The sequence below is a fragment of the uncultured Porticoccus sp. genome, assembly GCF_963975625.1.
Lineage (GTDB): Bacteria > Pseudomonadota > Gammaproteobacteria > Pseudomonadales > Porticoccaceae > Porticoccus.
The window spans coordinates 14,078-36,748 of the sequence record NZ_CAXBHS010000013.1 but is presented as its reverse complement, the minus strand read 5'-3'; the positions used below and the strand labels follow the sequence as shown (position 1 = coordinate 36,748).

The following is a 22,671-nucleotide window of genomic DNA, read 5'->3' as shown; positions in this document are numbered from 1 at the left end:
TTATTGGGCACCGTCCAATGGCACTGAAAGCAACCGTTTTCAAAGTTGAGTTGCAGGTATCGGATCTGGACCGCAACTATTATCAAACCCACTCGCTCACCCTCGCCAGACATCCGTCAGAAACGGACGAACGCATGATGATCCGGCTGCTGGCATTTGCGCTGAATGCCAGCGAGCACCTACATTTCACAAAAGGGTTGTCCACAGAGGCAGAACCCGATCTCTGGCAGAAAAATCTGCAGGGTGAAATCGAGCTGTGGATTGAAGCCGGGGTTCCCGACGCAAAGCGAATTCGCAAAGGTTCAAACCGGGCCAAACAGGTCATCATTTATGCCTACGGCGCCAGGACAGCTCCCGTGTGGTGGGAAAGTATTCAGGGTGATCTGGCGCGCTTTGACAACCTGACGATCAGCTACCTCTCACCGGAGAATACCGCAGAATTGGCCGGGCTGGCGAACCGCAACATGACCCTCCAGGCAACTATCCAGGATGGACTCATATGGATCGGCGACAGCGAACAGACCCTGACCATTACCCCTGAATACTGGCAACGCGCCCGATTGAGCAGCTAGTCAGACAGGTCAATCCGCCGAAACCGGCTGCACCAGCACCCAGGGCTTTACCACCACAGACCAGACCCAGGCATTGCTTTCCAGCCACTTCATTGCCTGCTGATCGGCCACCTGCCCCACCTGACCGACCGCCAGCCAGTCCTGAACACTGCTTTTATTATCCTGGCAAATCGCCCAGGCAACCTCGATCAGATCCAGCTCCGGTGACACATAAATGGTGGAACCGTTGGCAAAAAAACGCTGCAATTCCTGCCAGGGGATTTTTGCCGTCTCCTGCATCAGCTCTTCACGCTCTATCATCACTCAAATACCTTTAACACATCAAACAACTCGACCAGCAGCAGCACCCGATGCCCAAGCCCATTGGAAATTGAACCCACCCAAATGACCGGTCACATCAAGAACCTCTCCCACAAAAAAAAGACCCGGCTGACGCTGACTCTCCATGGTTTTAGAAGAAATCTCGCGGGTATCCACCCCCCCTAGGGTCACTTCCGCAGTCCGGTAGCCCTCCGTACCAGCAGGTTTCAACGACCAACCCTGCAGATTTCCAGCAACCGAGGCCAACAAGTGATCTGACCACTCTGCCAATGGCCTGTCAGCCTGTTCCCGCCACCAAAGCTCCTCCAGCTCCCGCACCAGTTTGCGGGGCAGCGATTGGGACAACAGTGTGCGCAACAGCGCCCTCGGCTGTTCTGTTTTCAATTCTAGCAACCACTGTCGGGCATCGATATTTGGCAACAGGTCGACCTGTACCATTTGCTCCTCCCGCCAGTAACTGGAAATCTGCAGCACCGCCGGGCCGCTGAGACCCCGATGTGTAAAGAGCATATTTTCCAGAAATGACTGTCCACCTGTCGACACACGGACGGGCACTGACAAACCGGAGAGTTTCTCCGAGAGCAGTTTAAAACCGTCGGTAAAGGTAAAGGGCACCAGCGCTGGCCGCAACGGGACGACACGATGGCCGAATTGCCTCGCCAGCCGGTAACCGAAGTCGGAACCGCCAAGGGTGGGTACCGACAGGCCGCCACAGGCCACTACCAGTGAGTCAGCCTGCAACTCCCCCTGGGTTGTTACAACTCGAAACCTGTCGTCAGACGTCACCTCGCGAATATCGCTGCCGGTTTTCAACACCACCCCGACCTGTTCGGCTTCCGCCAGTAACATGTCGAGAATATCCCGGGAGCTGTTATCACAAAACAACTGGCCGAGGGTTTTCTCGTGATAGGGAATACCGTGCCTGTTCACCAGCTCGATAAAATCCCACTGGCTATAACAACTCAACGCCGATTTGCAGAAATGTGGATTGGCAGAGAGAAAGTGCTCCGGCTCCACATAGAGATTGGTGAAATTACAGCGGCCGCCACCCGACATCAGGATCTTCTTGCCCGCTCTGTTGGCCCGCTCCAGCAACAGGACCCTGCGCCCGCGCTGGCCCGCAAACAAAGCGGCCATCAACCCAGCAGCACCGGCACCGATAACAATCACATCCCACTGGTTCAAAGTTGCGCCTGTTTAAAATAGAAAGCACGCATTCTATCGGTCGCCGACTGCAGGTACTATAGCGGCCCGTAACGCGGCCCGTTGTGAACAACGCCGTTATCCAGCCAACCTGTTGAGTGAAGGCCCATGTTTAAAGTCAATGAATATTTTGGTGGCAAGGTCGTCTCCATCGGCTTCCAGACCGAAACCCTGCCGGCCACGGTGGGTGTCATGGCACCCGGTGAGCACGAATTCTGTCCCAATAAAAAAGAAACTTTGACGGTCGTCAGCGGCGCATTAACCGTAAAACTGCCAGACCAGGATAGCTGGCGGACCTTTAAACCCGGAGAGAGCTTCGAAGTGCCACCAAACAGGGCTTTCCAATTACAGGTCGCCGTGGATACTGCCTACCTGTGTATCTACGAATAAGGTGACCGGGCAGCAGCGGATAGCCATCTCAGCGCGAGCGCATTTGCAGATCAGAGACTAGCCGTAATTTCTGTGAACGAGGCAGTTTTTTGATGGCCGCCTCCCGCTTTGATGCAGCACTGCGATCACCTGCTCCTTCCATATAGACCACCCTGACCGGTTGCCGCCCCCGATGAAAATAACGGGCACCCCCCTTGCCCGCCAGGTGCGCACGAAAACGTCGGGTGATGTCGGTGGTAATACCGGTATAGAGCGAGCCATCACTGGCTTCAATCATGTAGACAATCCAGTCTTGCGTCATGAAGCAGCAGTCAGTGTCTCACCGCAGTCACGGCAGCGATAGCGCGCTTCGCCCCGCTGGACGCTATTGTGGCGGCGGGTGGCCAGTTGGTGGGTAGAACACTCACAGCGATAGGGAAAACGCCGCTGGCGGCGCATCGGGATACCGGCCAGGTCAAAGCTTCCGGTGGCACGGGGTTCGACGCCGAACGCGTTCATGATCCCCCGCCACTGAACGCCATGGGGCCGCACCTTGCCGAGACCGTGCAGGCAGTCCACCAGGTAGTGAGCCACCTCATGGGGCACAGTCACCGCCATACTGTCATCAAAATATTTGGCAAAAATCCACGGGTTATAGCGAATAACCCGCTGGGTATCTCTGACCCGATACATCCCCGCCGTACCGCCACTCAGATCGAAAACTACCGGTATCTCAGCAAATTTCCGGCCAAACAGTTTGCTGCCGTGCTGGATGAAACCAGCCGTCCTCTCTACAACCTGAAGACGCTGTCGCTCACTGATCGGGGTAATATATTTCATCCGCACAGTATAGCCGCAAACCGTCTCGGGCTATAATCGCACAATGATTTTTGACTTGCACAGCCACACCAACTGCTCCGACGGCTCCCTCTCACCCACCGAATTGGTGAACCTGGCTGCTGAGGCGGGCGTCGATGTGCTGGCGATCACCGACCACGACAGCATCACCGCCTGGCAACAGCTTGAGCTTCGCACAGCTCAGCCTCTCCAGGTAATTCCAGCTTTGGAATTTTCCACCCAATGGCGCAAGACCGGTGTACATATTTTGGGCCTCAATGTCGACATCCATAGTGAAGCCCTGCAAGCCGGTGTCCGATTTCAGCAACATGCCCGCCGACTCAGGGCCGAACGTATTGCCGAGAAACTGCAACAGGCAGGATTTCACGATGCATTGGCGGGAGCCACGGCCGTCGCCGGCAACGACAACCTGGGCCGCCCCCATTTTGCCCAGCATCTGGTAAATATCGGTGCGGTTAACAACTTCAAGCAAGCCTTCAAAAAATATCTCGGAGCCGGCAAGCCGGGCGATATAAAGCAGTGCTGGGCCGATATACCGCAAATAGTGGCATGGATCCGGGATGCGGGCGGAACAGCAGTGCTGGCGCACCCGGTTAAGTACGACCTCACCCGCACCAAACTGGTCGCATTGGTAGACGATTTTATCGCTGCAGGTGGCCAAGGTATGGAAGTGGTGTCCGGCAAACAGATGCCCAACATCACCAGAGATTTGGCCATTATCTGCCAGCAAAAACAACTTCTCGCGTCCTGTGGCTCGGACTTTCATCAACCGGGACAACCCTGGGCGGAGCTGGGTCGTTTTCCAGCCCTGCCCGAACAGTGTCAACCGGTCTGGCAACACTGGTAACATGAGCGCATCTATTTGTAACAAAGCGAGATCCGTGAATAAATTACCCACCAAATCGCAACTTCGTCGCCAACTGCAGCAACAGGTAGACAGCTACCTCAAACAGGGCGGCGAAATACAACAGATCCCCCGCGGTATTAGCGGTCGGGAGAACGCGTGTGAGAGTTTGCCGACCGTTTTCTTCAATCAGCCAAAGGCCGAACGCACGCCCGTGCCTGAAGTGCTGGCCGCGTTGGACTCCCGTCGTCCCAAGAAGCCGTCACCTAACAGAACCACCAGGGACCGACCAAAAGAAACCATTATTTATGATGACTTCGGTGAACCCATCAGACGGGTTTGGCAGGACAGGTAACAAACACAGATTGGGCAGTAGGACACAGGGTAAACCCTGACGACGTGACCCGTTCAAATTCAGTCGATACAAAAAGCCAATTGGAGGCAGGGTATTTGTCATGAAATTTCTTTTTATACTGGTACTAGTACTGCTGAGCATCACTCAGGCAAATGCGAGCAAGCTGTCCATCACCGATATTCATCCACCAGAAAATCTGGTGAATATCTACGTGGAAAAACTGAGTAGTGACCAACATGCCTCGGATTTCATTGTATTTGTGAAACAATTCGTACCTTTGCACAAACACCTCCGCCACACGGAAACAATTTATATCCTTGACGGAACCGGCCTGATGCGACTGGGAGATGAGGAGTTTGTAGTGGGTCCAGGGGACTTTATCAAGGTGCCCGAAGGAACACCTCACGGAGTAAAAACGACATCGACCTCCCCGCTCAAGGCGCTTTCGGTACAGGCACCAGAATTTTTGGGTGACGACAGGGTGTTCCTCGAATAGTCTTATAAACACTGTCAGATGGGAGCGCGACTTCATAGTAGCGGCGACAGGTTACTGCGCCGCCAGCAAGTTAAAAAAGTCCCTTGGGTGTAAATTAGTCTTTGCTGCAACCCAGCCTATATAATCCCGAGACTAGGGCCTGTTAACACGCCCTAAAATAACAGCGATAAAAATGGGGAGAAAACATGGCAATTAAAACTGTCTGGTGGCGTCGCGTGTGCCAAAATCGTTTACACTACAAAAGCTACGCATCCTTTGTAGTACTCTCTCTGCTGGCCAGCTTTACCACCCTGCCCGCCTATGCCGGGCTAAAGGCGGCACACAGCGATACGCTCTGGGTCAGTCTCGGTGGTGGCATACGCATGCAACACACCACCAGAAACAGTGCGACTGACGGCAGCAACGAATTCACGATGGACAGTATGCGACTCTACATCGCAGGGCAGCTCAGCGAACACTTGAAATTCAGCATCAACACCGAGAAATATGAAGGTGATTCGGTCATGATCATTGATGCGATCCTGCAGTTTGATCTCGATCCAAAGTTTAACCTGTGGGTGGGCCGCACACTGGTTCCCACCGACCGGCCGGGACTGAACGGCCCCTACACCGGCATGAGCTGGAACCAGTATCGTCAACCACTGTTCCCGTCAGATTACGATGGTCCGGCCGGACGACTCGGCCGCAGTGAAGGTGCCGTCGTCTTTGGTGCCATTGACAAAGTACAGTACCTGGCAGGTATTTTTGAGGGCACCGACAACCACGGCAACACCGACGATCATCTGCTGTATGCAGGCCGTATTGCTTATAATTTTCTCAATGTAGAGCCATTGGTGGGCTACTACACGGCGGCCACACACTATGGCAAAGCCGGCGACCTGTTGACAGCAGCACTGACTTTTCAAACCCAGAAAGACGGCACGGGGAGCAGGCAGGATCCCGGCGACTTTACAGGCTTTGCCTTTGATATCTTTTCTGAAACCGTGCTGGACAACCGGGGAGTAGTGACCTTTGAGGCAGGCTACAAAAATATGGACGGGGATTTCACATTAGCATCACCACCCACTGATGGACTGGATGAATGTTTCTGCCTTTTCAAAGGTGACTCCTACTTTGCCACGACGGGTTATTTATTCCCGCAAAAAATCGGCTTTGGACAGTTTCAGCCCTATGTTCGCTACATGAAAAATGACCCGGACGATGCCGACACCAGCGATACTACTGAATGGGGCCTGAATTATGTCATCAACGGCTACAAGGCAACCGTCAACCTTCACTACGTTACGGGTGATGCCAATGCCAGCGGTTACGCCGGTATGGATACCGACATTGTTTCACTGGGATTGATCTTGCAGTACTACTGATATCAGAGCTTGATCATGAGACGAATAATTCAAAATAGCTGCGACAACCTGTGGCAGCTCGAAGCGACCTCTGAACCGCATAAATCTGGCATTACTGGAGGTAATGCCCGGGACCGTCGGAAGTATTGGTTCTAACCGGTGTCAGGGGGATACCCGCTCAGTGATGGTGGCCACCGGCACCGTGGGCGTGCCCGTGACCGATTTCTTCCTGAGTTGCTTCGCGGACCTCAACAATCTCAACATCAAAGGTCAGGGTTTTGCCCGCCAACGGATGGTTGGTGTCAATATCCACATTGAATTTGCCGACTTTAACCACGGTAACCGGGCGCAGTCCCTCGTTGGTCATCAACGGCACGGTCATACCGGGTTCAAGCTTTCCCTCAAACTTCAGGTTCTTGGCTGAAACTCGCATAACGCTCTGAGACCGCAACCGGCCATAAGCCAGTTCCGGAGGCAAGGTCACGGTAAACGTTTCACCGGCCTCTTTGCCGAGCATCGCAGCCTCAAGGGTCTCGATCATGTTGCGATGGCCGTGCAGGTAAGCTGTTGGCTCACCCTCTCTCGACGTCTCTACTAAATCGCCGGCTTCATCGGTCATGGAATAGTGGAACGTCACCACGCAATTATCATTTATTTTCATGGTTGGATTACCCCTGATTTTTGAAAAGGCCGAATTATGGTGGGCTACGCCCGGGCTGGCAAGACCTGATAAAACCCCTGGGAAAAACTCACCTTTAAAGGCATGGCAAATAATTCAGAGAGGCGTGCATCAGTGAGCAGTTGTTCCTTGGCTCCGTCTGCCACGATTTCACCGTTAGTCATGAATACTACTCGCTGGATTTCCGGCGGAATTTCATGGATATGATGGGTGGCCAACAGAATGGTTTTGCCCTGTTGGGCCAACTGTCTGATGACATCCAGATAGTGATAGGTTGCATTCAGGTCGAGGCCGCTGGTGGGTTCGTCGAGAATCAGATGATCCGGACGATGAATCAGCGCCCGACCCAACAGGCAACGACGCTGCTGCCCGGTCGACATCTGACGGTAGGGGCGATTGACCAGTTCAGCCACTCCCAGTTCCTGTAGCACAGTCCGGCCCTGTTCCAGTTGCGCCTCCGTGACTTGTTGATAGTGGAATAAACCAATGGAGTTGTGCAGCCCTGATACCACAACTCCCAGACCGCTGACTTCCGGGACAAACCCCTGTTGCAGGTCGGCAGAGACAAGGCCGATTTTTTCCCTCAACTCCCAGAGCACCGGCCGATCCTGACCGAGTATCCGAACCCAGGAATCCTCTTTCACTACCGGGTAGAGCTCCCGGGTCAGCAGCTTTAGCAGCGTACTTTTACCGGCACCGTTGGGACCGATAATCGCCGTACTTTGACCCTGCTCAACCGCCAGAGAAAAACGATCGAACACTTTTTTATTATCCCGAAATACCGTGGCATTGCGGATATCAAGCAGCTGGGGGTGTTGCATGGGTTATACCACTCTTAAGGCCGGAGGTTATTTGACGGCTTCGCCTCTGGCCTGTTTATCCGCATGATAGGAAGAGCGCACCAACGGGCCGGAGGCTACCTGGCTGAAACCAATCCGGCGAGCGTACTCGGCATACTCGGCAAACTCATCCGGGTGCACAAAACGGTCTACTGGCAGATGGTTTTTGGAGGGCTGCAGATACTGCCCCACCGTCAGCATATCCACATCGTGGGCACGGAGATCATCCAGTGTCCTCAACAGCTCTTCCCTGGTTTCGCCAAGTCCCACCATCAGACCGGATTTGGTGGGAACACTGGGGTTGAGCCGTTTGTATTCCTGAAGCAGTTTGAGCGACCACTGGTAATTGGCACCGGGCCTCGCTTCACGATAGAGCCTAGGGATGGTTTCCATGTTGTGATTGAATACATCGGGGGGCGTATCGGAGAGAATGGCCAGGGCCGGCTCCATGCGACCACGGAAATCAGGTACCAGCACTTCCACTTTGAGATCGGGGCTGAGCAACCGGGATTCACGGATACAGTCCGCAAAATGTTGTGCACCGCCATCGCGGAGATCGTCCCGATCCACCGATGTAATCACCACATAGCGCAACTGCATTTCCTGAATGGCGCGGGCCAGATTAACCGGCTCGGCGGCATCCAGGGGGTTGGGCTTGCCGTGGCCCACGTCACAGAACGGGCAGCGGCGGGTGCAGATTTCACCCATGATCATAAAGGTGGCCGTGCCGTGGCTGAAGCATTCACTGAGATTCGGACAGGCGGCCTCTTCGCAGACCGTCGCCAGTGTGTGCTTGCGCAGAATATCCTTGATTTCCTGAACACGCGGCGATGATGACACCCTGATTCGCATCCAGTCCGGTTTGCGCTGGTAGGTTTCTGTCGGGATCACCTTTACGGGTATCCGCTCCACCTTATCGGCGCTACGCAGTTTTTCCCCCTGGGCAATACGGCGGGTGCGCTGTGGCGGAATCACCTTGACGTCAGTCATATGGAATTACTCACAAACATTTGATGTACCAGGCGGGCAGTACCGGAAAACAATTAACGACCAGTCAATAACGGGTGCTGCCCTTTTACAAGATGACCATTGTAACCCAGCTTGACCGTCAAAATATCGGCCAGGCGTTCAGACACTTCCTGAACGGTGACGGGCTCTGCCAGCAAATCATTCATCTGGGTCATAACAACACCGAGCCCGCAGGGATTAATACGCGCCCAGGGCGCCAGATCCATATCCACATTAAAATTGAGACCGTGGTAACTGCAACCCCGGCGTACCCGCAAACCCAGGGAACCGATTTTGGCGCCGTCAGCCAGATAAACACCCGGCGCGTCCGGCCGGGGGGCAGCGGCAATTCCCCAGTGGCCAAGGGTTTCCACCAGGGCGGCCTCAATCAATGTGACCAGATCGCGAACCCCGATACCGAGCCGACGCAGGTCTATCAGCAAATAACCGGTGATCTGGCCCGGGCCATGGTAGGTTACATGCCCCCCTCGGTCACTCTGCACAACCGGAATATCCCCGGGCATCAAAATATATTCCTGCTTGCCCGCCTGCCCCTGGGTGAATACCGGTTCGTGTTCCAGCAACCAGATTTCATCAGGAGTCTGATCATTGCGCTCCGCAGTGATTAGCTTCATGGCATCAAATGTTTGAGCATAATCACGTCGCCCGAGATAGCGGACGATAAGCGGCAGGGCTGGTGGCAGGTTCGTTGATGTGTCCATCACTTCGGGCAGGTCCGGATTCACAGCACCATTTGCACCAGAGGGTTGTGCTTGAGATCCTCAAAAATGGCCGTCAATTGCTCCTCTCCGGTTGCGGTGATGATGACCGTGATCGCCTGAAAGTTGCCATGTCGGCTGTCCCGAATGGAAACAGCCGTTTCATCAAAACCCGGGGCGTGACGCTCCATAACCTCCATGACCAGGCTATGCAAACCGGGAGCGGCCTTACCCATCACCTTTATAGGGTAGTCACAGGGAAATTCAATTTTCGGGGCTGACTGCTCGGGCATCAGGAGAACAGCCCCACAAAAAACAGCGTAATGGCATCCCATAGCCGCGAAAACAGGCCCGCCTTGGCAACAGGGTGTTCAGCCACAACGGGCATATCCAGTAGCGTCTCACCTTCATAGCTGACACTCAGCCGTCCCAGCTCCTGAGTCTCACTGAAAGGTGCCTTGATGGTTTGATCCACAAGAATCTCGGCTTCCAAGTCATCCTTGGAGCCGCGCGGGATCGTCAGATAAACATCTTCCGGCACAATCAGGTTGATGCGGTTTTCCTCACCGTACCAGACGGGCACATTCTCCCGGACGACATCGCCCCGGGAATAAAGCTGGCCCGTCTCATAATAACGGAAGCCGTAAGCCAGTAGCTTTTGTGATTCCCGGGCACGAATTTCCTCACTACTGGTGCCCATAACCACGGAGACAAGCCGCATGCCATTACGGACCGCAGAAGCCACCAGGCAGTAACCCGCCGCTTCAGTATGGCCTGTTTTCAGGCCGTCTACTGTTGTATCCCGCCAAAGCAACCGGTTGCGGTTGGGCTGCTTGATATCGTTGTACTCGAAATATTTTTCACTATAGATACTGTAATGTTCTGGATAATCCTGGATCAATGCCCTCGCCAATAACGACATGTCCCGGGCGGTGGTGAGGTGACCCTCGGCGGGCCAGCCGGTGGCATTGAGGAAATGGGAATTTTTCATGCCGAGCAATTCTGCCTGCTGATTCATTACGTCGGCAAAAGCGCTTTCACTGCCCGCCAGATACTCAGCCAATGCCACCGAGGCATCGTTTCCTGACTGAATAATGACGCCCCGCAGCAAATCGATCAGTGGTACCTGGGTGCCCTCCTTCACAAACATCTTCGAACCGCCCATCTGCCAGGCGGTGACGCTGATGGGCACCATATCCGTTTCTTTGACCTTACCGTTGTGAATATCGGCGGAGACGATATAACTGGTCATCATTTTGGTGAGGCTCGCAGGCGGCACCTGCTCGTCGGCATTATGCTCGACAAGCACCTTTCCGGTATTGGCATCCAGCAGAATCCAGGCAGATGCCGCGAGATCGGGGGGAGCAGGAATCAGTACTTTGGCCTGGGCAATGCTGCCCATAACAAGAAACAACAATCCGACAAAAAAACTTTTTTTCAGCATAGTGGAACCGGTTTTCAACATTTTTGGTGGGTAGATTGTACGAAGAACAAAATGAAAGTCTATCATGCGGCAGTTTGTGGCGCTGTGACAGAATCAGTCATAAACAATAAAAGGACGGATATTATCTATCCGTCCCAATGCAGCCTTCAGGTCAACTAATTTCAGCTGATCTGTTACCGGACCCACCAACACTTTAAATAATGGCTGCGGTGATGACTCCTGGCGCACGACTACCGGATACTCGGTGACACCCGCTAACCGTTGCGACAAATGACTGGCTGCGAGCTGATTACTGAAGGCCCCCACCTGAAGGTAGGTATTGCTGCCCTGTTCAGCAGCTACAGCTTTGGCTACCGGCAACATGGCTGGACCAGGGGTCAATTGCGGAGCGGTGACTGTGTTGTTTTGATAGTCCGCGGGATCAATCACGGAAACCTCCACTTTAGCGGTACCCTGATCGGAATAGCCCAATTTTTTGGCTGCCGCATAGGATAAGTCAATAATTCTATCCCCATGGAAAGGTCCCCGATCATTGACCCGGACAACCACACTGCGCCCATTTTCCAGATTGGTCACCTTGACGTAGCAGGGAATCGGCAGGGTTTTATGGGCGGCCGTCATTTCATACATACTGTAAACCTCACCATTCGATGTATGACGACCATGAAACTTGTTGCCGTACCATGAAGCCAGACCACGCTGGTGAAACCCCTTACTGGAAGGCATCACCTGGTAGGTTTTACCCAATACGGTGTAGGGGCTTTTGTTGCCGGCCAGAGTAATTGGTTCATGCCGGGGTACTGCATCCGGTAGACCACTGACATCAATATCTTTTGGCGGCGGTCCATCACCATAACCATAACCGCCACCGGAGCTGGCACCAGAACCACCACAGCCCTGAAGCAGCCATACAGCGCTCAACAATGTTGTAAACAAGAGACTCTTAAAGCGTATCTTCACCGACCCGCTCCAGTATCTGTTGGCTCAGTTCATGCACGGCCATGGCATAGAGGAGACTGCGATTGTAGCGGGTAATCACATAGAAATTATTCAAACCGAGCCAGTACTCCAGGCCGTTGTCACCATCGAGCCGAACCGGGATAGCCTTGGCATCACCATTCAGCGGCAGGTGACTGGAAAAACCCATTTTAGCCAGCTCATCGACCGTTTTGTCGAGACCGGACTGATTCAACAGTGTCTCATCAAAACTTTCCTTGATCCCAGCAGGGACGACCACCGTTTCACCCATTTTCCAGCCATGCTCGGCAAAATAATTGGCGACACTGCCGATAGCATCCGCCTTGTTCTCCCAGATATCGGCAAAACCATCACCGTCAAAATCCACGGCAAAACTGCGGTAACTGCTCGGGATAAACTGGCCATAACCCATCGCCCCGGCATAGGAGCCCATGAGCTTCAGGGGATCCTGGTCCTGCTCTCGCGCCAACAACAGAAATTGCTCCAGCTGTTTGGTAAAGAAAGGACTGCGGGGAGGATAATCAAAAGACAGTGTTGCCAACGCATCAATGACCCGAAAACTTCCCTTGATCCGGCCATAGAAGGTTTCCACACCGATAATGGCCACAATCACTTCCGGCGCAACCTGGTATTGCCTTGACGCCTCACTCAGTACAGCTCTGTTCTTTCGCCAGAAATCCACACCCTCTGCAATGCGCTTTTCAGTGATAAAAATCTTACGGTAATCTTTCCAGGGTTTAACTTTTTCGGCCGGTCGCTCCATGGCATCAATAATGGCCTGTTTTTTTTCCGCCGCATCCAACAAAGAGTCCAGGACATTTCTTTCAAAGCCATGTTCCGACACCATCCTCTCGGCAAAAGCCCTGGCGTCCGGATGCTGTAAATAGCTGGCCTGAACCGATAGGGACAACAGCATGCCTAGTGCAACTGAGAACAATATGTTCATAACATTTTTACTCCGGGCAGGTTGCCCATAAACCCTGTTAGACAGACCTTTTTCTTTCCGTACTGACCGCCATCAGCATACCAAATCCCAGCATCAGGGTCACAATCGACGTGCCGCCATAACTCACCAATGGCAATGGTACGCCCACCACCGGCAGAATACCCGAGACCATACCCATGTTGACAAAAATATAGACAAAGAACGTTAATGCAATACTCCCGGCCAGCAAACGACCAAACATACTTTGTGCCCTCAGACCGATAAAAACGCAGCGGCTTATAATCAGCAGATAGAGCGCCATCAGCAACATCACTCCGAACAGCCCAAACTCTTCTGCCAACACCGCAATAATAAAATCGGTGTGCCCCTCCGGAAGAAAATCAAGCTGGGACTGGGTGCCCAGGGTCCAGCCCTTGCCGTCAACGCCACCCGAGCCGATAGCAATGGTGGACTGAATGATATTCCACCCTGCACCAAGCCGATCCGCCTCGGGATTAAACAGCGTCAGAATTCGCTGCCGCTGATAATCGTATAAAAGATAAAACCACATTAATGGTAAGAGGCATGCCGCCAGCAACAAGGCAAACATCAGGTAACGTCTCGGCAAACCGGCCAAAAAAAGCGCAAAAAAACCAGCGGCACCAATCAGAATGGCTGTGCCGAGATCGGGTTGTATCCCGACCAGCACCAGCGGAACCAGAATAAATACCATGGCGAAAAATACATGCTTGAATTGCGGCGGCACTGCACGCTTACCCAGATAACTCGACAACATTAATGGAACCGCAATTTTGAGAATTTCCGATGGCTGAAAACGAAATCCGCCAATTTCCAACCAACGCTGGGCGCCCTTCGCCCCAACGCCAAAAAACAACACACCTACCAGCAGCAAGATGCCCAGAAAATAAGGGAGTACCGCCCAACGATCCAACAACCGGAGGGGGATCTGGGCCACCGTCAGCAACACCAGCAACCCGATGCCATAATGGACCAACTGACGGTGTACATAAGCAATATTCTGACCACTGGCACTGTAGAGAACAAAAAGGCCTGCTGTAGCCAGCACCAACAGCAGGGACAAGAGGAGGATATCCACATGGAGGCGCCGCCATTGACTGGGGCCGCAGTATATTGCGGATCCGCCAGACCCCATCCGTCGAACAAAATCACTCTGATTCATCGACTACCTCTGAGGGGCTTTCAGGATACATTGTCATATAGGCATCCATGATCTGACGTGCGAGTGGTGCAGCCGTCGAGCTACCGTGTTCACCATTTTCGACAAGCACCGATACGGCGATCTGCGGCTGCTCCACAGGCGCAAAGGCGATGAACAGTGCATGATCCCGATTTCTCTCAGCGACCAGCTCCCGATCGTACTCCTCGTCCTGCTTGATCCCGACCACCTGAGCAGTACCGGTTTTGCCGGCAATATGATAATCGAGATCCTTATTGATCACCTTGGCTGTACCACGCTGACCGTGCACAACCTCCTGCATCGCCTCATGCACATAATCCCAGTTGCTGTCTGACGCTCTGATCATACCGGCTGGCAGTGGATTTCCCCCATCCTTGCGCACCAATTGTGGGGGTCTTATCTCACCGCGGCTGGCCAACCTGGCGGCGGCCACAGCCATCTGCATTGGTGTGACCAGTGTAAAACCCTGACCGATGGAGGTATTGACCGTATCCCCGGGATACCATGCCAACCCTTTTGCGTCCCGTTTCCAGGCCCGTGAAGGCATGATCCCCGACCGCTCAGAGGGCATATCCAGTCCGGTTTTATGGCCGAAACCAAACCGGTTACCGTAGAGCGACATCACATCAATCGTCATTTTGACACCGACATCGTAAAAAAAGGTATCGCAGGACTGAATGATGGCATCACTCAAATCAATGTTGTTGCCGTGCCCCCCCTTCTTCCAGTCCCGGTACTTCCGCTCATAATTTTTCAATTGGTAAAAACCCGGATCATAGATGCTGTAAGCTGGTGTAATTGTGCCACTTTCCAGTGCCGCAAGACCGTAGATTGGCTTGACAATGGAACCCGGGGGGTACTGCCCCTGAAGAACCCGATCAAACAAAGGCCGATCAATGGAGCTGAGCAGTGCATTGTAATTTTCAAAGCTGATCCCGGTCACAAATTCATTGGGATCAAACCCGGGAGTACTGACCATGGCAAGCACACCTCCCGTGGCCACATCAATAGCCACCACAGCACCTCTTTGATCTCCCATGCTCTCGTAGGCGACCCGCTGCAAACGACTGTCCAGATGCAGGTACAAATCCTTACCCGGCTTGGGCTCGACTCGCTCCAATTGGCGCATCACCCGTCCCCGGGCATTGGTTTCAACCGTCTGGTACCCTACCTCACCAAGCAGCTCATCTTCGTAGAAGTTTTCCAGCCCGGTTTTACCCACCACCAGGGTGCCGCTATAACGAACCGGGTCGAGTTGCTGTATTTCACGGTCATTGATACGCCCCACATAACCGAGCACATGGGAAAGTTCGGCACCCAGTGGATAATGGCGTAACAACTGGACAGTGACTTCAACGCCCTCCAACCGGTATTCATTGACAGCGAGGACTCCCTGCTCCCGTTCACTCAGGTTCAATCTCAAAGGAACAGGCTCATAGGGTCGCTGACGACGCTCAAGCAGTTTGTGAAAACGATCTCTGTCAGCACTGGCAATTCCCACCAGTTTTTCCAGCTCATCGAGCAGCACGGCAAGGTTTTCGACGCGTTCCACAACTATGGAAAGATTAAAGCTCGGGCGATTATCAGCCAGCAACACCCCATTGCGGTCGAAAATAAGCCCACGGGGGGGTGGTACCGGCTCAACCAGTACCCGATTCCGGTCAGAAAGAGTTACGAATGCGTCATGTCGCTCGACCTGAAGATGGTAATAGCGCCAGAACAGCCCACCAGACAACAATAGCACCACAACCATGGCAAACAGCAGACGGCCGACATAGAGCCGGTAATCTATCAACGGGTTTTTTAGTGCGCGGTCATCTTGATTCATGGAAAATCATTGTAACTGCATGTCGCTGGCTGATCACCGGATTTACTGAATAGTTCACACGATTGACTGTGAGCTAAAGACTGCCATAAAAAAAGCGGGGTCTCAGCCCCGCTTTTCTGAAGTGACAACCAGTATATTATTGCTCCGTAGACTCCTGGGCAACCTGGGCTTCTTCCGCTTGGGCCGTTTCCCCAGTCGCCTGGCCTTCGTCCTCTGATGTCTCTTTCATAGACAGCTTGATACGGCCACGGGCATCCACATCAAGTACCTTGACCCGCACCTGCTGACCTTCCTTGAGGTAATCAGACACTTTTTCCACACGCTCCTTGGCAATTTGCGAGATGTGTAACAGGCCATCCGTGCCCGGCATGATCGTAACAAAGGCACCAAAGTCTACAATACGAGCGACTGTACCCTCATAAATGCGACCTATCTCAGCTTCAGCGGTGATTTCCTCGATACGGTAAATAGCATTTTTCAAGCCATCGGCATCGTCACTGTAGATTCTGATGGTTCCGCTATCATCAATATCGATGCTGGCACCGGTCTCTTCCGTCAGTGCACGAATTGTGGCACCACCTTTACCGATCACATCACGAATCTTGTCGGGATCGATTTTAAGAATATGGTAACGGGGTGCTGACTCAGCCACTTCACTGCGGCTCTTGTCGATCACTTTGTTCATTTCACCAAGAATGTGGAGTCGCGCCTGTAATGCCTGACCCAGTGCGATATCCATAATCTCTTCGGTGATCCCTTCGATCTTGATATCCATTTGCAGGGCAGTAACACCCTGACCCGTACCGGCCACTTTAAAGTCCATATCGCCCAGGTGATCTTCATCGCCCAGGATATCGGTCAACACGGCAAAACCATCGTCCTCTTTAACAAGTCCCATCGCGATACCAGCCACGGGCGCTTTCAATGGCACACCGGCATCCATCAAGGCGAGGCTTGAACCACAAACCGAAGCCATGGAGCTTGAACCATTGGACTCTGTGATTTCAGAGACGACCCGCATGGTGTAGGGAAAGTCTTCAGCGGACGGCAATACCGCAGCAATACCGCGGCGAGCCAACCGACCATGACCAATTTCACGTCGACCGGTAAAGCCAATACGACCGCACTCACCCACGGAATAAGGTGGGAAGTTGTAATGCAACATGAAGGGATCTTCTCGGCGGCCTTCCAGCGCATCAATATACTGAACATCGCGCATGGAGCCCAGCGTAGCTACCACCAATGCCTGAGTTTCGCCACGGGTAAACAGCGCCGTACCATGGGCCTTGGCCAGCACACCCACTTCCACATCGATAGCGCGAACTGTCTTGCTGTCGCGGCCATCAATGCGGGGTTCCCCGCGAATGATACGACCACGGACGATTTTCTTCTCCAGCTTTTTAAAGGCATCACGAATATCCTCTTCCGCAATACCCGCTTCAGCATTCGACAGAGCTGCGACCGCCTGATTGCGCAGGCCGTCAATTTCGACAACGCGCTGCTGCTTGTCAGTGATACGGTATGCCGCATCCAGACCCTCACCCACCAAGGCTTTGAGACTGTCAGTCAGGGTTTCATTGACGGGAGGGGCTTGCCAGTCCCAGCGCGGCTTACCGGTTTCCCTGGCCAGCTCCTCGATCACCTGAATAGCCCCCTGCATTTCCTGGTGACCAAACAGTACCGCGCCGAGCATGATGTCTTCCGGTAATTCTTTCGCCTCTGATTCAACCATCAGGACAGCATCACGCGTCCCAGCAACAACCATATCCAGTTCCGACTCCGCCAGTTCCGAATAGGTTGGGTTTAACAGATAGCCTTTTTCGCGGTGATAACCCACTCGGGCGCCACCAATTGGGCCATTAAAAGGGACACCGGAAATCGCCAGCGCGGCAGAAGTCCCAATCAGTGCAGCGATATCGGGATCCACATTTTTTTCAGAGGACATTACCGTACAGACCACTTGCACTTCATTTTTGAAGCCGTTGGGAAACAGCGGACGGATGGGCCGGTCAATCAGGCGGGATGTCAGTGTTTCTTTTTCACTGGGACGGCCTTCACGCTTGAAAAATCCACCGGGGATCTTGCCAGCAGCGTATGCCTTTTCCTGGTAGTGGACACCGAGGGGGAAAAAATCCATACCTTCTTTCACGTTTTTTGCCGCGACGACCGTACACAGTACTGCCGTTTTGTCCATGGTACACATCACGGCACCGGTCGCCTGACGAGCAATGCGACCGGTCTCTAGCGTGACGGTATGATTGCCATATTTAAATGATTTTATTACAGGATTCACAATTATATTACCTCTCCATAAGCGTGAACGGCTCCCAGGGGAGCCGTCAGCAATTCTATTAGCGACGCAGGCCAAGCTGTCCAATCAGCGTCATATAGCGCTTCGCGTCTTTAGCTTTCAGGTAGTCCAGCAATTTGCGTCGCTGGTTTACCATACGGATCAAACCACGTCTTGAATGGTGATCCTTGTTGTGGTCACTGAAATGACCCTGCAGTTTGTTGATGTTGGCGGTGAGCAGGGCTACCTGCACTTCCGGCGAACCGGTATCACCCACGGACTGCGCGTACTCTTTAACAATAGCTTCTTTTTCAGTTACATTTAACATGGTTATTTCTCCAATATGCGGGTTAGATTCGGGGCGCCCGCGCATATTTACAGGAACCCTAACAGTGAATTCGACCGACACCACCTGGTGGGTCCAATCCGGGATTCTGTCACACAGGACAGGACTCCCTATCTCACAACAAGACGTTTCGGGGCTACCCGTCCATCTTCTGTGACTTCGCCAACCCCAAGCAACTGCGGCAGGGGCTGGCTCATTTCAAAGACACGCACTATATCGCCTTCTTCACTTTGACGATAGACCTGCGGCACCATCACCGCCTGTCCCCGACAAAAATAGAAAGCCGAGTCTTCCTCTAACTGCAGTGCAGCCAGATGTGTCATCCCGGCATCCATCGGTAACAAAAGTTGGTCGAGCTGATCCAGACCACTTTGTTCTCTGAGTGATTGCAACTCACCCAACGTCACCGACTGATCTTCTTTAAAAGGCCCTGCGGCGGTACGTCGCAAAACCGATAGATAAGCACCACAGCCGAGCCGCTGACCAATGTCTTCCGCCAGCGTGCGAATGTAGGTTCCCTTGCTGCAGTGGACAACCAGATCAGCCTCCGGGTACTCACCGCTGCGAAACTCAACCAATGCCAGCGAGTGAATTGTGACCGGCCGGGCTTTTCGTTCAACTTCCAACCCTTCACGAGCCAGCTTGTAGAGCGGTTGACCCTGGTGCTTCAATGCCGAAAACATCGGGGGCACCTGATCGATATCACCCCTGAACCCGTGCAGAACATCGAGCACCTGAGTTTCAGTTAGCTCAGGGGCACCGCTGTCACGGGTCACCTCTCCATCAGCATCACCGCTGACAGTCGCCATACCAAAGCGAAAAGTGGCGCGGTAGCATTTATCCGCATCCAACAAAAACTGGGTAAACTTGGTTGCCTCGCCAAGGCATACCGGCAATACGCCCGTCGCAAGCGGGTCCAGACTGCCAGTGTGCCCGGCCTTGGCGGCCTCAAAAAGGTGTTTCACCTTCTGTAAAGCGCCGTTTGAGGAAATCCCCAGCGGTTTATCGAGCAGCAGTATGCCGTTGACCGACCTGCCCTTGCGACGACGCGCCAAGCTCAGTCCTCCCCGGAGGAGTCTGTATCCGTATGCCGCGCCTTGTCCCGGTTGACCGCGTAATCAATGAGCGAAGACAGCTCCTGGGCACGCCTGCCCGTGAGATCAAAAATAAAGCGCAATTTTGGCACAATTCGCAGCAACATGCGTTTGGCCAGCAACGTCCGCAAAAATCCGGCCGCACCATTCAGAACTTCGGCAGCCTCACGACTCTCATCAGCAGACTCGGCCCCGACCAGGTTAACGAACACCTTGGCACTGGAGAGATCCCGGGAAACCTCTACGGCAGTAATATTGACCAGCCCCAAACGCGGGTCCCTGACCTCGTCGCGAATCAGCTGTGCCAGCTCGCGCTGCAACGCATCTGCGACTCGATCATTGCGGGTAAATTCTCTAGGCATATCGGTTTGGCATCAGCACAATCAGAGCTGGCGCGCGACTTCCCTGATCTCATACACCTCAATCTGATCGCCGGGCTTGATATCGTTATAGTCTTTCACTCCGATACCACACTCAACACCGTTGCGCACTTCGTTGACGTCATCCTTGAAACGTCGCAGCGATTCCAGCTCACCCTCATAAATGACGATATTGTCGCGCAACACCCGAATACGCTTGTTGCGATGGACTGTACCTTCAATCACCATACAACCCGCTACCGCGCCAAACTTGGGAGAACGGAAAACATCGCGCACCTCAGCAATACCGGTGATGACTTCACTGCGCTCCGGTGTCAACAAACCACTCAAAGCCTGTTTCACATCATCCAACAGGTTGTAAATGATGCTGTAATAACGCAGATCGACCTGTTCCTGCTCCACCAGCTGACGGGCGGCCGTATCGGCACGAACGTTAAAACCAAACACCACGGCACCGGTCGTAATGGCCAGGTTAATATCGGACTCGTTGATGCCACCGACACCGGAAGCCACAACATTCACTTCGACCTCGTCAGTGCCAATATCCGCCATAGCGGAAAGGATTGCTTCCAGCGAACCCCGCACGTCGGCCTTCACCATCACAGGGAGAACACCCTTTTTGTCCTGTGACTCAAAGGTCGCAAACATGTTTTCCAGTTTGGCGGCCTGTTGCCGGTTCACACGGTCCTGACGGGTTTTATCCTGACGCATTTCCGCCAATTCGCGGGCCTTGCGTTCATCTTCTACCACCAGAAACTCTTCACCGGCCGCCGGTGGCATATCAAGACCGAGAATCTCTACCGGTATTGATGGCCCCGCTTCGACAATTGGCTTACCCGCCTCATCGACCATCGCACGGATTTTGCCGACACTTTCACCAGCCAGCAGCAAATCGCCCTTGCGCAAGGTCCCCGACTGCACCAATGCCGTCGCCACCACGCCTCGACCTTTTTCCAGTCGCGATTCAACGATGACACCTTTGGCCGGGGCGTTCCGGGATGCCTGTAACTCCAACAGTTCGGCCTGGAGCAATACGGCGTCCAACAAATCATCGATGCCATCGCCGGTGTGGGCCGAGACTTTCACAAACTGCGTATCACCACCCCACTCTTCCGGAATGACATCCTTGGCAGACAGTTCATTCGTGACCCTGTCCGGATCCGCGCCTTCCTTGTCCATCTTGTTAATGGCAACCACGATAGGCACACCCGCAGCGCGAGCGTGCTGAATGGCTTCCACGGTTTGCGGCATCACGCCATCATCCGCAGCCACCACCAGAATCACCACATCGGTACTGTGCGCACCACGGGCGCGCATTGCCGTGAAGGCTGCGTGACCAGGTGTATCCAGAAAGGTGACCATGCCCTTGGGCGTATCGACATGATAGGCGCCGATATGCTGGGTAATTCCCCCAGCTTCACCGGAAGCGACACGGGTTTTTCGGATATGGTCCAGTAGCGAGGTTTTGCCGTGGTCAACATGGCCCATCACCGTAACAACCGGCGCACGGGGTTCCAGCTCCTCTGACACATCGGCCTGCAGCGCCCGGATCAACTTTTGTTCTATCTCATCGTCTGAAACCGGCACCGGGTTGTGCCCAAGCTCCTCCACCACCAATGTGGCAGTATCCTGATCGATGGGTTGATTGATGGAAACCATGGTCCCCATTTTCATCAACTCCTTGATCACGACGGCAGCCTTTACTGACATTGCCTGGGCCAGATCACTGACCGTGATTTGTTCGGGAATCTCCACATCATGGATGATCTTATTGGTGGGTTTTTTAAATTTGTGCTTGTTCTCAACCTTGATGGGAACCGATATACCCGAACGCAACCGGGGTTTTTTCTCCCCAGCGACTTCCTCAACCTCCTCAACAACCGCTTTCAGTAAGTCTTCTTTCTTGCGCTTCGGATCTTTGATGGCACCCCGTTTTTTCGCTTTTTTCGGTGCCTCTTCAGAATCATCGGCTTCGTCATCGTCCCTGACATGTTTTTTCACATGTTTTGGGGCGTCGGCGGGCTGATCGACCAGCTCAGGAGGCAACGGCTCGACGGTTGAGGGCGCAGACTTGCGCTCTTCTTCAGCCTTGCGCTGATTTTCCTGCTCCAGGCGAGCTTCCTCTTCTGCCTTACGGCGTGCCTCAATGGCAGCCTGCCGCTTCACTTCCGGATCATCAACAACGGGAGAAACCTGCTCAACAACAGACTCAGCTGCAATTGACTCTTCCTGCTCAGATGGAACTGCAGTCTCTTCTTCATTTGCCCGTTTGACATAGGTTCGGGTTTTACGAACCTCCACATTAACTGTTTTACGGCCGGCACCCGTTTTGAGTGTACTGACCGTCTTGCGTTTCAATGTGATTTTTTTGGGGTCGCGGGACTGCTCACCGTGCAAGCCTTTCAAGTAGGCCAGCAGCGTCTGCTTTTCCTCATCACTGACACTTGCGTCAGCAGAGTTGTGAGGCAAACCGGCCTCCTGCATTTGACTCAGCAGGCGGTCGACGGATGCTCCGACAACCTTGGCAAGTTCGCTAACAGTAACTTCAGCCATCTGTATTC

General features: G+C 53.5%; 25 protein-coding genes. 6 read left to right on the top strand and 19 right to left on the bottom strand.

Annotated features, from left to right (window positions below):
* Positions 1-17 precede the first annotated feature (17 nt).
* The gene (locus AACZ64_RS11715) at positions 18-572 is read left to right on the top strand and encodes a YaeQ family protein (RefSeq protein WP_339640153.1); all 555 of its coding nucleotides are present in this window, start codon (positions 18-20) and stop codon (positions 570-572) included.
* A 9-nt stretch (positions 573-581) separates the two neighbouring features.
* On the opposite strand, the gene AACZ64_RS11710 is transcribed toward AACZ64_RS11715, so the two are convergent.
* Both AACZ64_RS11710 and AACZ64_RS11705 read right to left on the bottom strand, forming a co-directional pair.
* On the bottom strand, positions 582-872 hold the full coding sequence (locus AACZ64_RS11710) for a DUF2288 domain-containing protein (protein WP_339640190.1): 291 nt from the start codon (positions 870-872) through the stop codon (positions 582-584).
* Between the two features lie 21 nt (positions 873-893).
* Positions 894-2,078 carry an NAD(P)/FAD-dependent oxidoreductase gene (locus AACZ64_RS11705; RefSeq protein ID WP_293615460.1) on the bottom strand — a complete coding sequence of 395 codons (1,185 nt, stop codon included), beginning with the start codon at positions 2,076-2,078 and terminating at the stop codon, positions 894-896.
* Positions 2,079-2,204: 126 nt separating this feature from the next.
* On the opposite strand from AACZ64_RS11705, the gene AACZ64_RS11700 reads away from it, so the two are divergent.
* A complete protein-coding gene (locus tag AACZ64_RS11700; RefSeq protein ID WP_293615461.1) occupies positions 2,205-2,486 on the top strand; it encodes a pyrimidine/purine nucleoside phosphorylase in 282 nt (93 codons plus the stop codon).
* Positions 2,487-2,514: 28 nt separating this feature from the next.
* On the opposite strand, the gene AACZ64_RS11695 is transcribed toward AACZ64_RS11700, so the two are convergent.
* Both AACZ64_RS11695 and AACZ64_RS11690 read right to left on the bottom strand, forming a co-directional pair.
* Entirely contained in the window at positions 2,515-2,763 is a 249-nt protein-coding gene (locus AACZ64_RS11695; protein WP_293615462.1) for a GIY-YIG nuclease family protein, read from the bottom strand.
* 20 nt (positions 2,764-2,783) lie between these two features.
* Positions 2,784-3,305, bottom strand: a complete 522-nt coding sequence (locus AACZ64_RS11690) for a SprT-like domain-containing protein (RefSeq protein WP_293615463.1) — start codon at positions 3,303-3,305, stop codon at positions 2,784-2,786.
* A gap of 43 nt (positions 3,306-3,348) precedes the next feature.
* On the opposite strand from AACZ64_RS11690, the gene AACZ64_RS11685 reads away from it, so the two are divergent.
* From AACZ64_RS11685 to AACZ64_RS11670, 4 genes are all read left to right on the top strand, one after another.
* Positions 3,349-4,170 carry a PHP domain-containing protein gene (locus tag AACZ64_RS11685; RefSeq protein WP_293615464.1) on the top strand — a complete coding sequence of 274 codons (822 nt, stop codon included), beginning with the start codon at positions 3,349-3,351 and terminating at the stop codon, positions 4,168-4,170.
* A 34-nt stretch (positions 4,171-4,204) separates the two neighbouring features.
* Positions 4,205-4,522: a hypothetical protein gene (locus AACZ64_RS11680; RefSeq protein WP_293615465.1), complete on the top strand. Its 318-nt coding sequence runs from the start codon at positions 4,205-4,207 to the stop codon at positions 4,520-4,522.
* 100 nt (positions 4,523-4,622) lie between these two features.
* The gene (locus AACZ64_RS11675; protein WP_293615466.1) at positions 4,623-5,018 is read left to right on the top strand and encodes a cupin domain-containing protein; all 396 of its coding nucleotides are present in this window, start codon (positions 4,623-4,625) and stop codon (positions 5,016-5,018) included.
* Between the two features lie 185 nt (positions 5,019-5,203).
* Complete coding sequence (locus tag AACZ64_RS11670) at positions 5,204-6,382, top strand: hypothetical protein (protein WP_339640147.1); 1,179 nt, start codon at positions 5,204-5,206, stop codon at positions 6,380-6,382.
* A gap of 157 nt (positions 6,383-6,539) precedes the next feature.
* On the opposite strand, the gene AACZ64_RS11665 is transcribed toward AACZ64_RS11670, so the two are convergent.
* From AACZ64_RS11665 to infB, 15 genes are all read right to left on the bottom strand, one after another.
* Positions 6,540-7,022: a peptidylprolyl isomerase gene (locus AACZ64_RS11665; RefSeq protein ID WP_293615467.1), complete on the bottom strand. Its 483-nt coding sequence runs from the start codon at positions 7,020-7,022 to the stop codon at positions 6,540-6,542.
* Between the two features lie 44 nt (positions 7,023-7,066).
* Positions 7,067-7,861, bottom strand: a complete 795-nt coding sequence (locus AACZ64_RS11660) for an ATP-binding cassette domain-containing protein (RefSeq protein WP_293615468.1) — start codon at positions 7,859-7,861, stop codon at positions 7,067-7,069.
* Positions 7,862-7,888: 27 nt separating this feature from the next.
* A complete protein-coding gene (lipA, locus tag AACZ64_RS11655) occupies positions 7,889-8,869 on the bottom strand; it encodes a lipoyl synthase (RefSeq protein WP_339640144.1) in 981 nt (326 codons plus the stop codon).
* Between the two features lie 53 nt (positions 8,870-8,922).
* Positions 8,923-9,609 carry a lipoyl(octanoyl) transferase LipB gene (gene lipB / locus AACZ64_RS11650; RefSeq protein WP_339640188.1) on the bottom strand — a complete coding sequence of 229 codons (687 nt, stop codon included), beginning with the start codon at positions 9,607-9,609 and terminating at the stop codon, positions 8,923-8,925.
* Positions 9,610-9,629: 20 nt separating this feature from the next.
* Entirely contained in the window at positions 9,630-9,899 is a 270-nt protein-coding gene (locus tag AACZ64_RS11645; RefSeq protein WP_293615471.1) for a DUF493 domain-containing protein, read from the bottom strand.
* Positions 9,899-11,050, bottom strand: a complete 1,152-nt coding sequence (locus AACZ64_RS11640; protein WP_339640141.1) for a D-alanyl-D-alanine carboxypeptidase family protein — start codon at positions 11,048-11,050, stop codon at positions 9,899-9,901. Before AACZ64_RS11640 ends, AACZ64_RS11645 begins: the two co-directional genes overlap by 1 nt.
* Before the next feature lie 93 nt (positions 11,051-11,143).
* Entirely contained in the window at positions 11,144-12,010 is an 867-nt protein-coding gene (locus AACZ64_RS11635) for a septal ring lytic transglycosylase RlpA family protein (protein ID WP_293615473.1), read from the bottom strand.
* Positions 11,994-12,974, bottom strand: coding sequence for a lytic murein transglycosylase B (gene mltB / locus AACZ64_RS11630; RefSeq protein ID WP_293615474.1), 981 nt, complete (start codon positions 12,972-12,974; stop codon positions 11,994-11,996). The genes AACZ64_RS11635 and mltB overlap by 17 nt, the downstream gene beginning before the upstream one ends.
* Before the next feature lie 37 nt (positions 12,975-13,011).
* On the bottom strand, positions 13,012-14,070 hold the full coding sequence (gene rodA / locus AACZ64_RS11625) for a rod shape-determining protein RodA (protein ID WP_339640139.1): 1,059 nt from the start codon (positions 14,068-14,070) through the stop codon (positions 13,012-13,014).
* A 70-nt stretch (positions 14,071-14,140) separates the two neighbouring features.
* Positions 14,141-16,000 (bottom strand): penicillin-binding protein 2, encoded by a 1,860-nt coding sequence (gene mrdA, locus AACZ64_RS11620; protein ID WP_293615475.1) that lies wholly within the window; start codon positions 15,998-16,000, stop codon positions 14,141-14,143.
* A gap of 136 nt (positions 16,001-16,136) precedes the next feature.
* Positions 16,137-18,293: a polyribonucleotide nucleotidyltransferase gene (gene pnp / locus AACZ64_RS11615; protein ID WP_293615476.1), complete on the bottom strand. Its 2,157-nt coding sequence runs from the start codon at positions 18,291-18,293 to the stop codon at positions 16,137-16,139.
* A gap of 58 nt (positions 18,294-18,351) precedes the next feature.
* Positions 18,352-18,618 (bottom strand): 30S ribosomal protein S15, encoded by a 267-nt coding sequence (gene rpsO, locus AACZ64_RS11610; RefSeq protein ID WP_036859532.1) that lies wholly within the window; start codon positions 18,616-18,618, stop codon positions 18,352-18,354.
* 128 nt (positions 18,619-18,746) lie between these two features.
* Positions 18,747-19,691: a tRNA pseudouridine(55) synthase TruB gene (truB, locus tag AACZ64_RS11605; RefSeq protein WP_339640134.1), complete on the bottom strand. Its 945-nt coding sequence runs from the start codon at positions 19,689-19,691 to the stop codon at positions 18,747-18,749.
* A 2-nt stretch (positions 19,692-19,693) separates the two neighbouring features.
* A complete protein-coding gene (rbfA, locus tag AACZ64_RS11600) occupies positions 19,694-20,092 on the bottom strand; it encodes a 30S ribosome-binding factor RbfA (protein ID WP_339640132.1) in 399 nt (132 codons plus the stop codon).
* Between the two features lie 21 nt (positions 20,093-20,113).
* Positions 20,114-22,663, bottom strand: a complete 2,550-nt coding sequence (gene infB / locus AACZ64_RS11595) for a translation initiation factor IF-2 (RefSeq protein WP_339640130.1) — start codon at positions 22,661-22,663, stop codon at positions 20,114-20,116.
* Positions 22,664-22,671: the final 8 nt, after the last annotated feature.

Bases quoted from the DNA above. Each gene is read 5' to 3' on its own strand.
- AACZ64_RS11715 (WP_339640153.1), top strand. From the start codon at position 18: ATGGCACTGAAAGCAACCGTTTTCAAAGTTGAGTTGCAGGTATCGGAT.
- AACZ64_RS11710 (WP_339640190.1), bottom strand. From the start codon at position 872: ATGATAGAGCGTGAAGAGCTGATGCAGGAGACGGCAAAAATCCCCTGG.
- AACZ64_RS11700 (WP_293615461.1), top strand. From the start codon at position 2,205: ATGTTTAAAGTCAATGAATATTTTGGTGGCAAGGTCGTCTCCATCGGC.
- AACZ64_RS11695 (WP_293615462.1), bottom strand. From the start codon at position 2,763: ATGATTGAAGCCAGTGATGGCTCGCTCTATACCGGTATTACCACCGAC.
- AACZ64_RS11690 (WP_293615463.1), bottom strand. From the start codon at position 3,305: ATGAAATATATTACCCCGATCAGTGAGCGACAGCGTCTTCAGGTTGTA.
- AACZ64_RS11685 (WP_293615464.1), top strand. From the start codon at position 3,349: ATGATTTTTGACTTGCACAGCCACACCAACTGCTCCGACGGCTCCCTC.
- AACZ64_RS11675 (WP_293615466.1), top strand. From the start codon at position 4,623: ATGAAATTTCTTTTTATACTGGTACTAGTACTGCTGAGCATCACTCAG.
- AACZ64_RS11670 (WP_339640147.1), top strand. From the start codon at position 5,204: ATGGCAATTAAAACTGTCTGGTGGCGTCGCGTGTGCCAAAATCGTTTA.
- AACZ64_RS11665 (WP_293615467.1), bottom strand. From the start codon at position 7,022: ATGAAAATAAATGATAATTGCGTGGTGACGTTCCACTATTCCATGACC.
- AACZ64_RS11660 (WP_293615468.1), bottom strand. From the start codon at position 7,861: ATGCAACACCCCCAGCTGCTTGATATCCGCAATGCCACGGTATTTCGG.
- lipA (WP_339640144.1), bottom strand. From the start codon at position 8,869: ATGACTGACGTCAAGGTGATTCCGCCACAGCGCACCCGCCGTATTGCC.
- lipB (WP_339640188.1), bottom strand. From the start codon at position 9,609: ATGGACACATCAACGAACCTGCCACCAGCCCTGCCGCTTATCGTCCGC.
- AACZ64_RS11645 (WP_293615471.1), bottom strand. From the start codon at position 9,899: ATGCCCGAGCAGTCAGCCCCGAAAATTGAATTTCCCTGTGACTACCCT.
- AACZ64_RS11640 (WP_339640141.1), bottom strand. From the start codon at position 11,050: ATGCTGAAAAAAAGTTTTTTTGTCGGATTGTTGTTTCTTGTTATGGGC.
- mltB (WP_293615474.1), bottom strand. From the start codon at position 12,974: ATGAACATATTGTTCTCAGTTGCACTAGGCATGCTGTTGTCCCTATCG.
- mrdA (WP_293615475.1), bottom strand. From the start codon at position 16,000: ATGAATCAAGATGACCGCGCACTAAAAAACCCGTTGATAGATTACCGG.
- rpsO (WP_036859532.1), bottom strand. From the start codon at position 18,618: ATGTTAAATGTAACTGAAAAAGAAGCTATTGTTAAAGAGTACGCGCAG.
- rbfA (WP_339640132.1), bottom strand. From the start codon at position 20,092: ATGCCTAGAGAATTTACCCGCAATGATCGAGTCGCAGATGCGTTGCAG.
- infB (WP_339640130.1), bottom strand. From the start codon at position 22,663: ATGGCTGAAGTTACTGTTAGCGAACTTGCCAAGGTTGTCGGAGCATCC.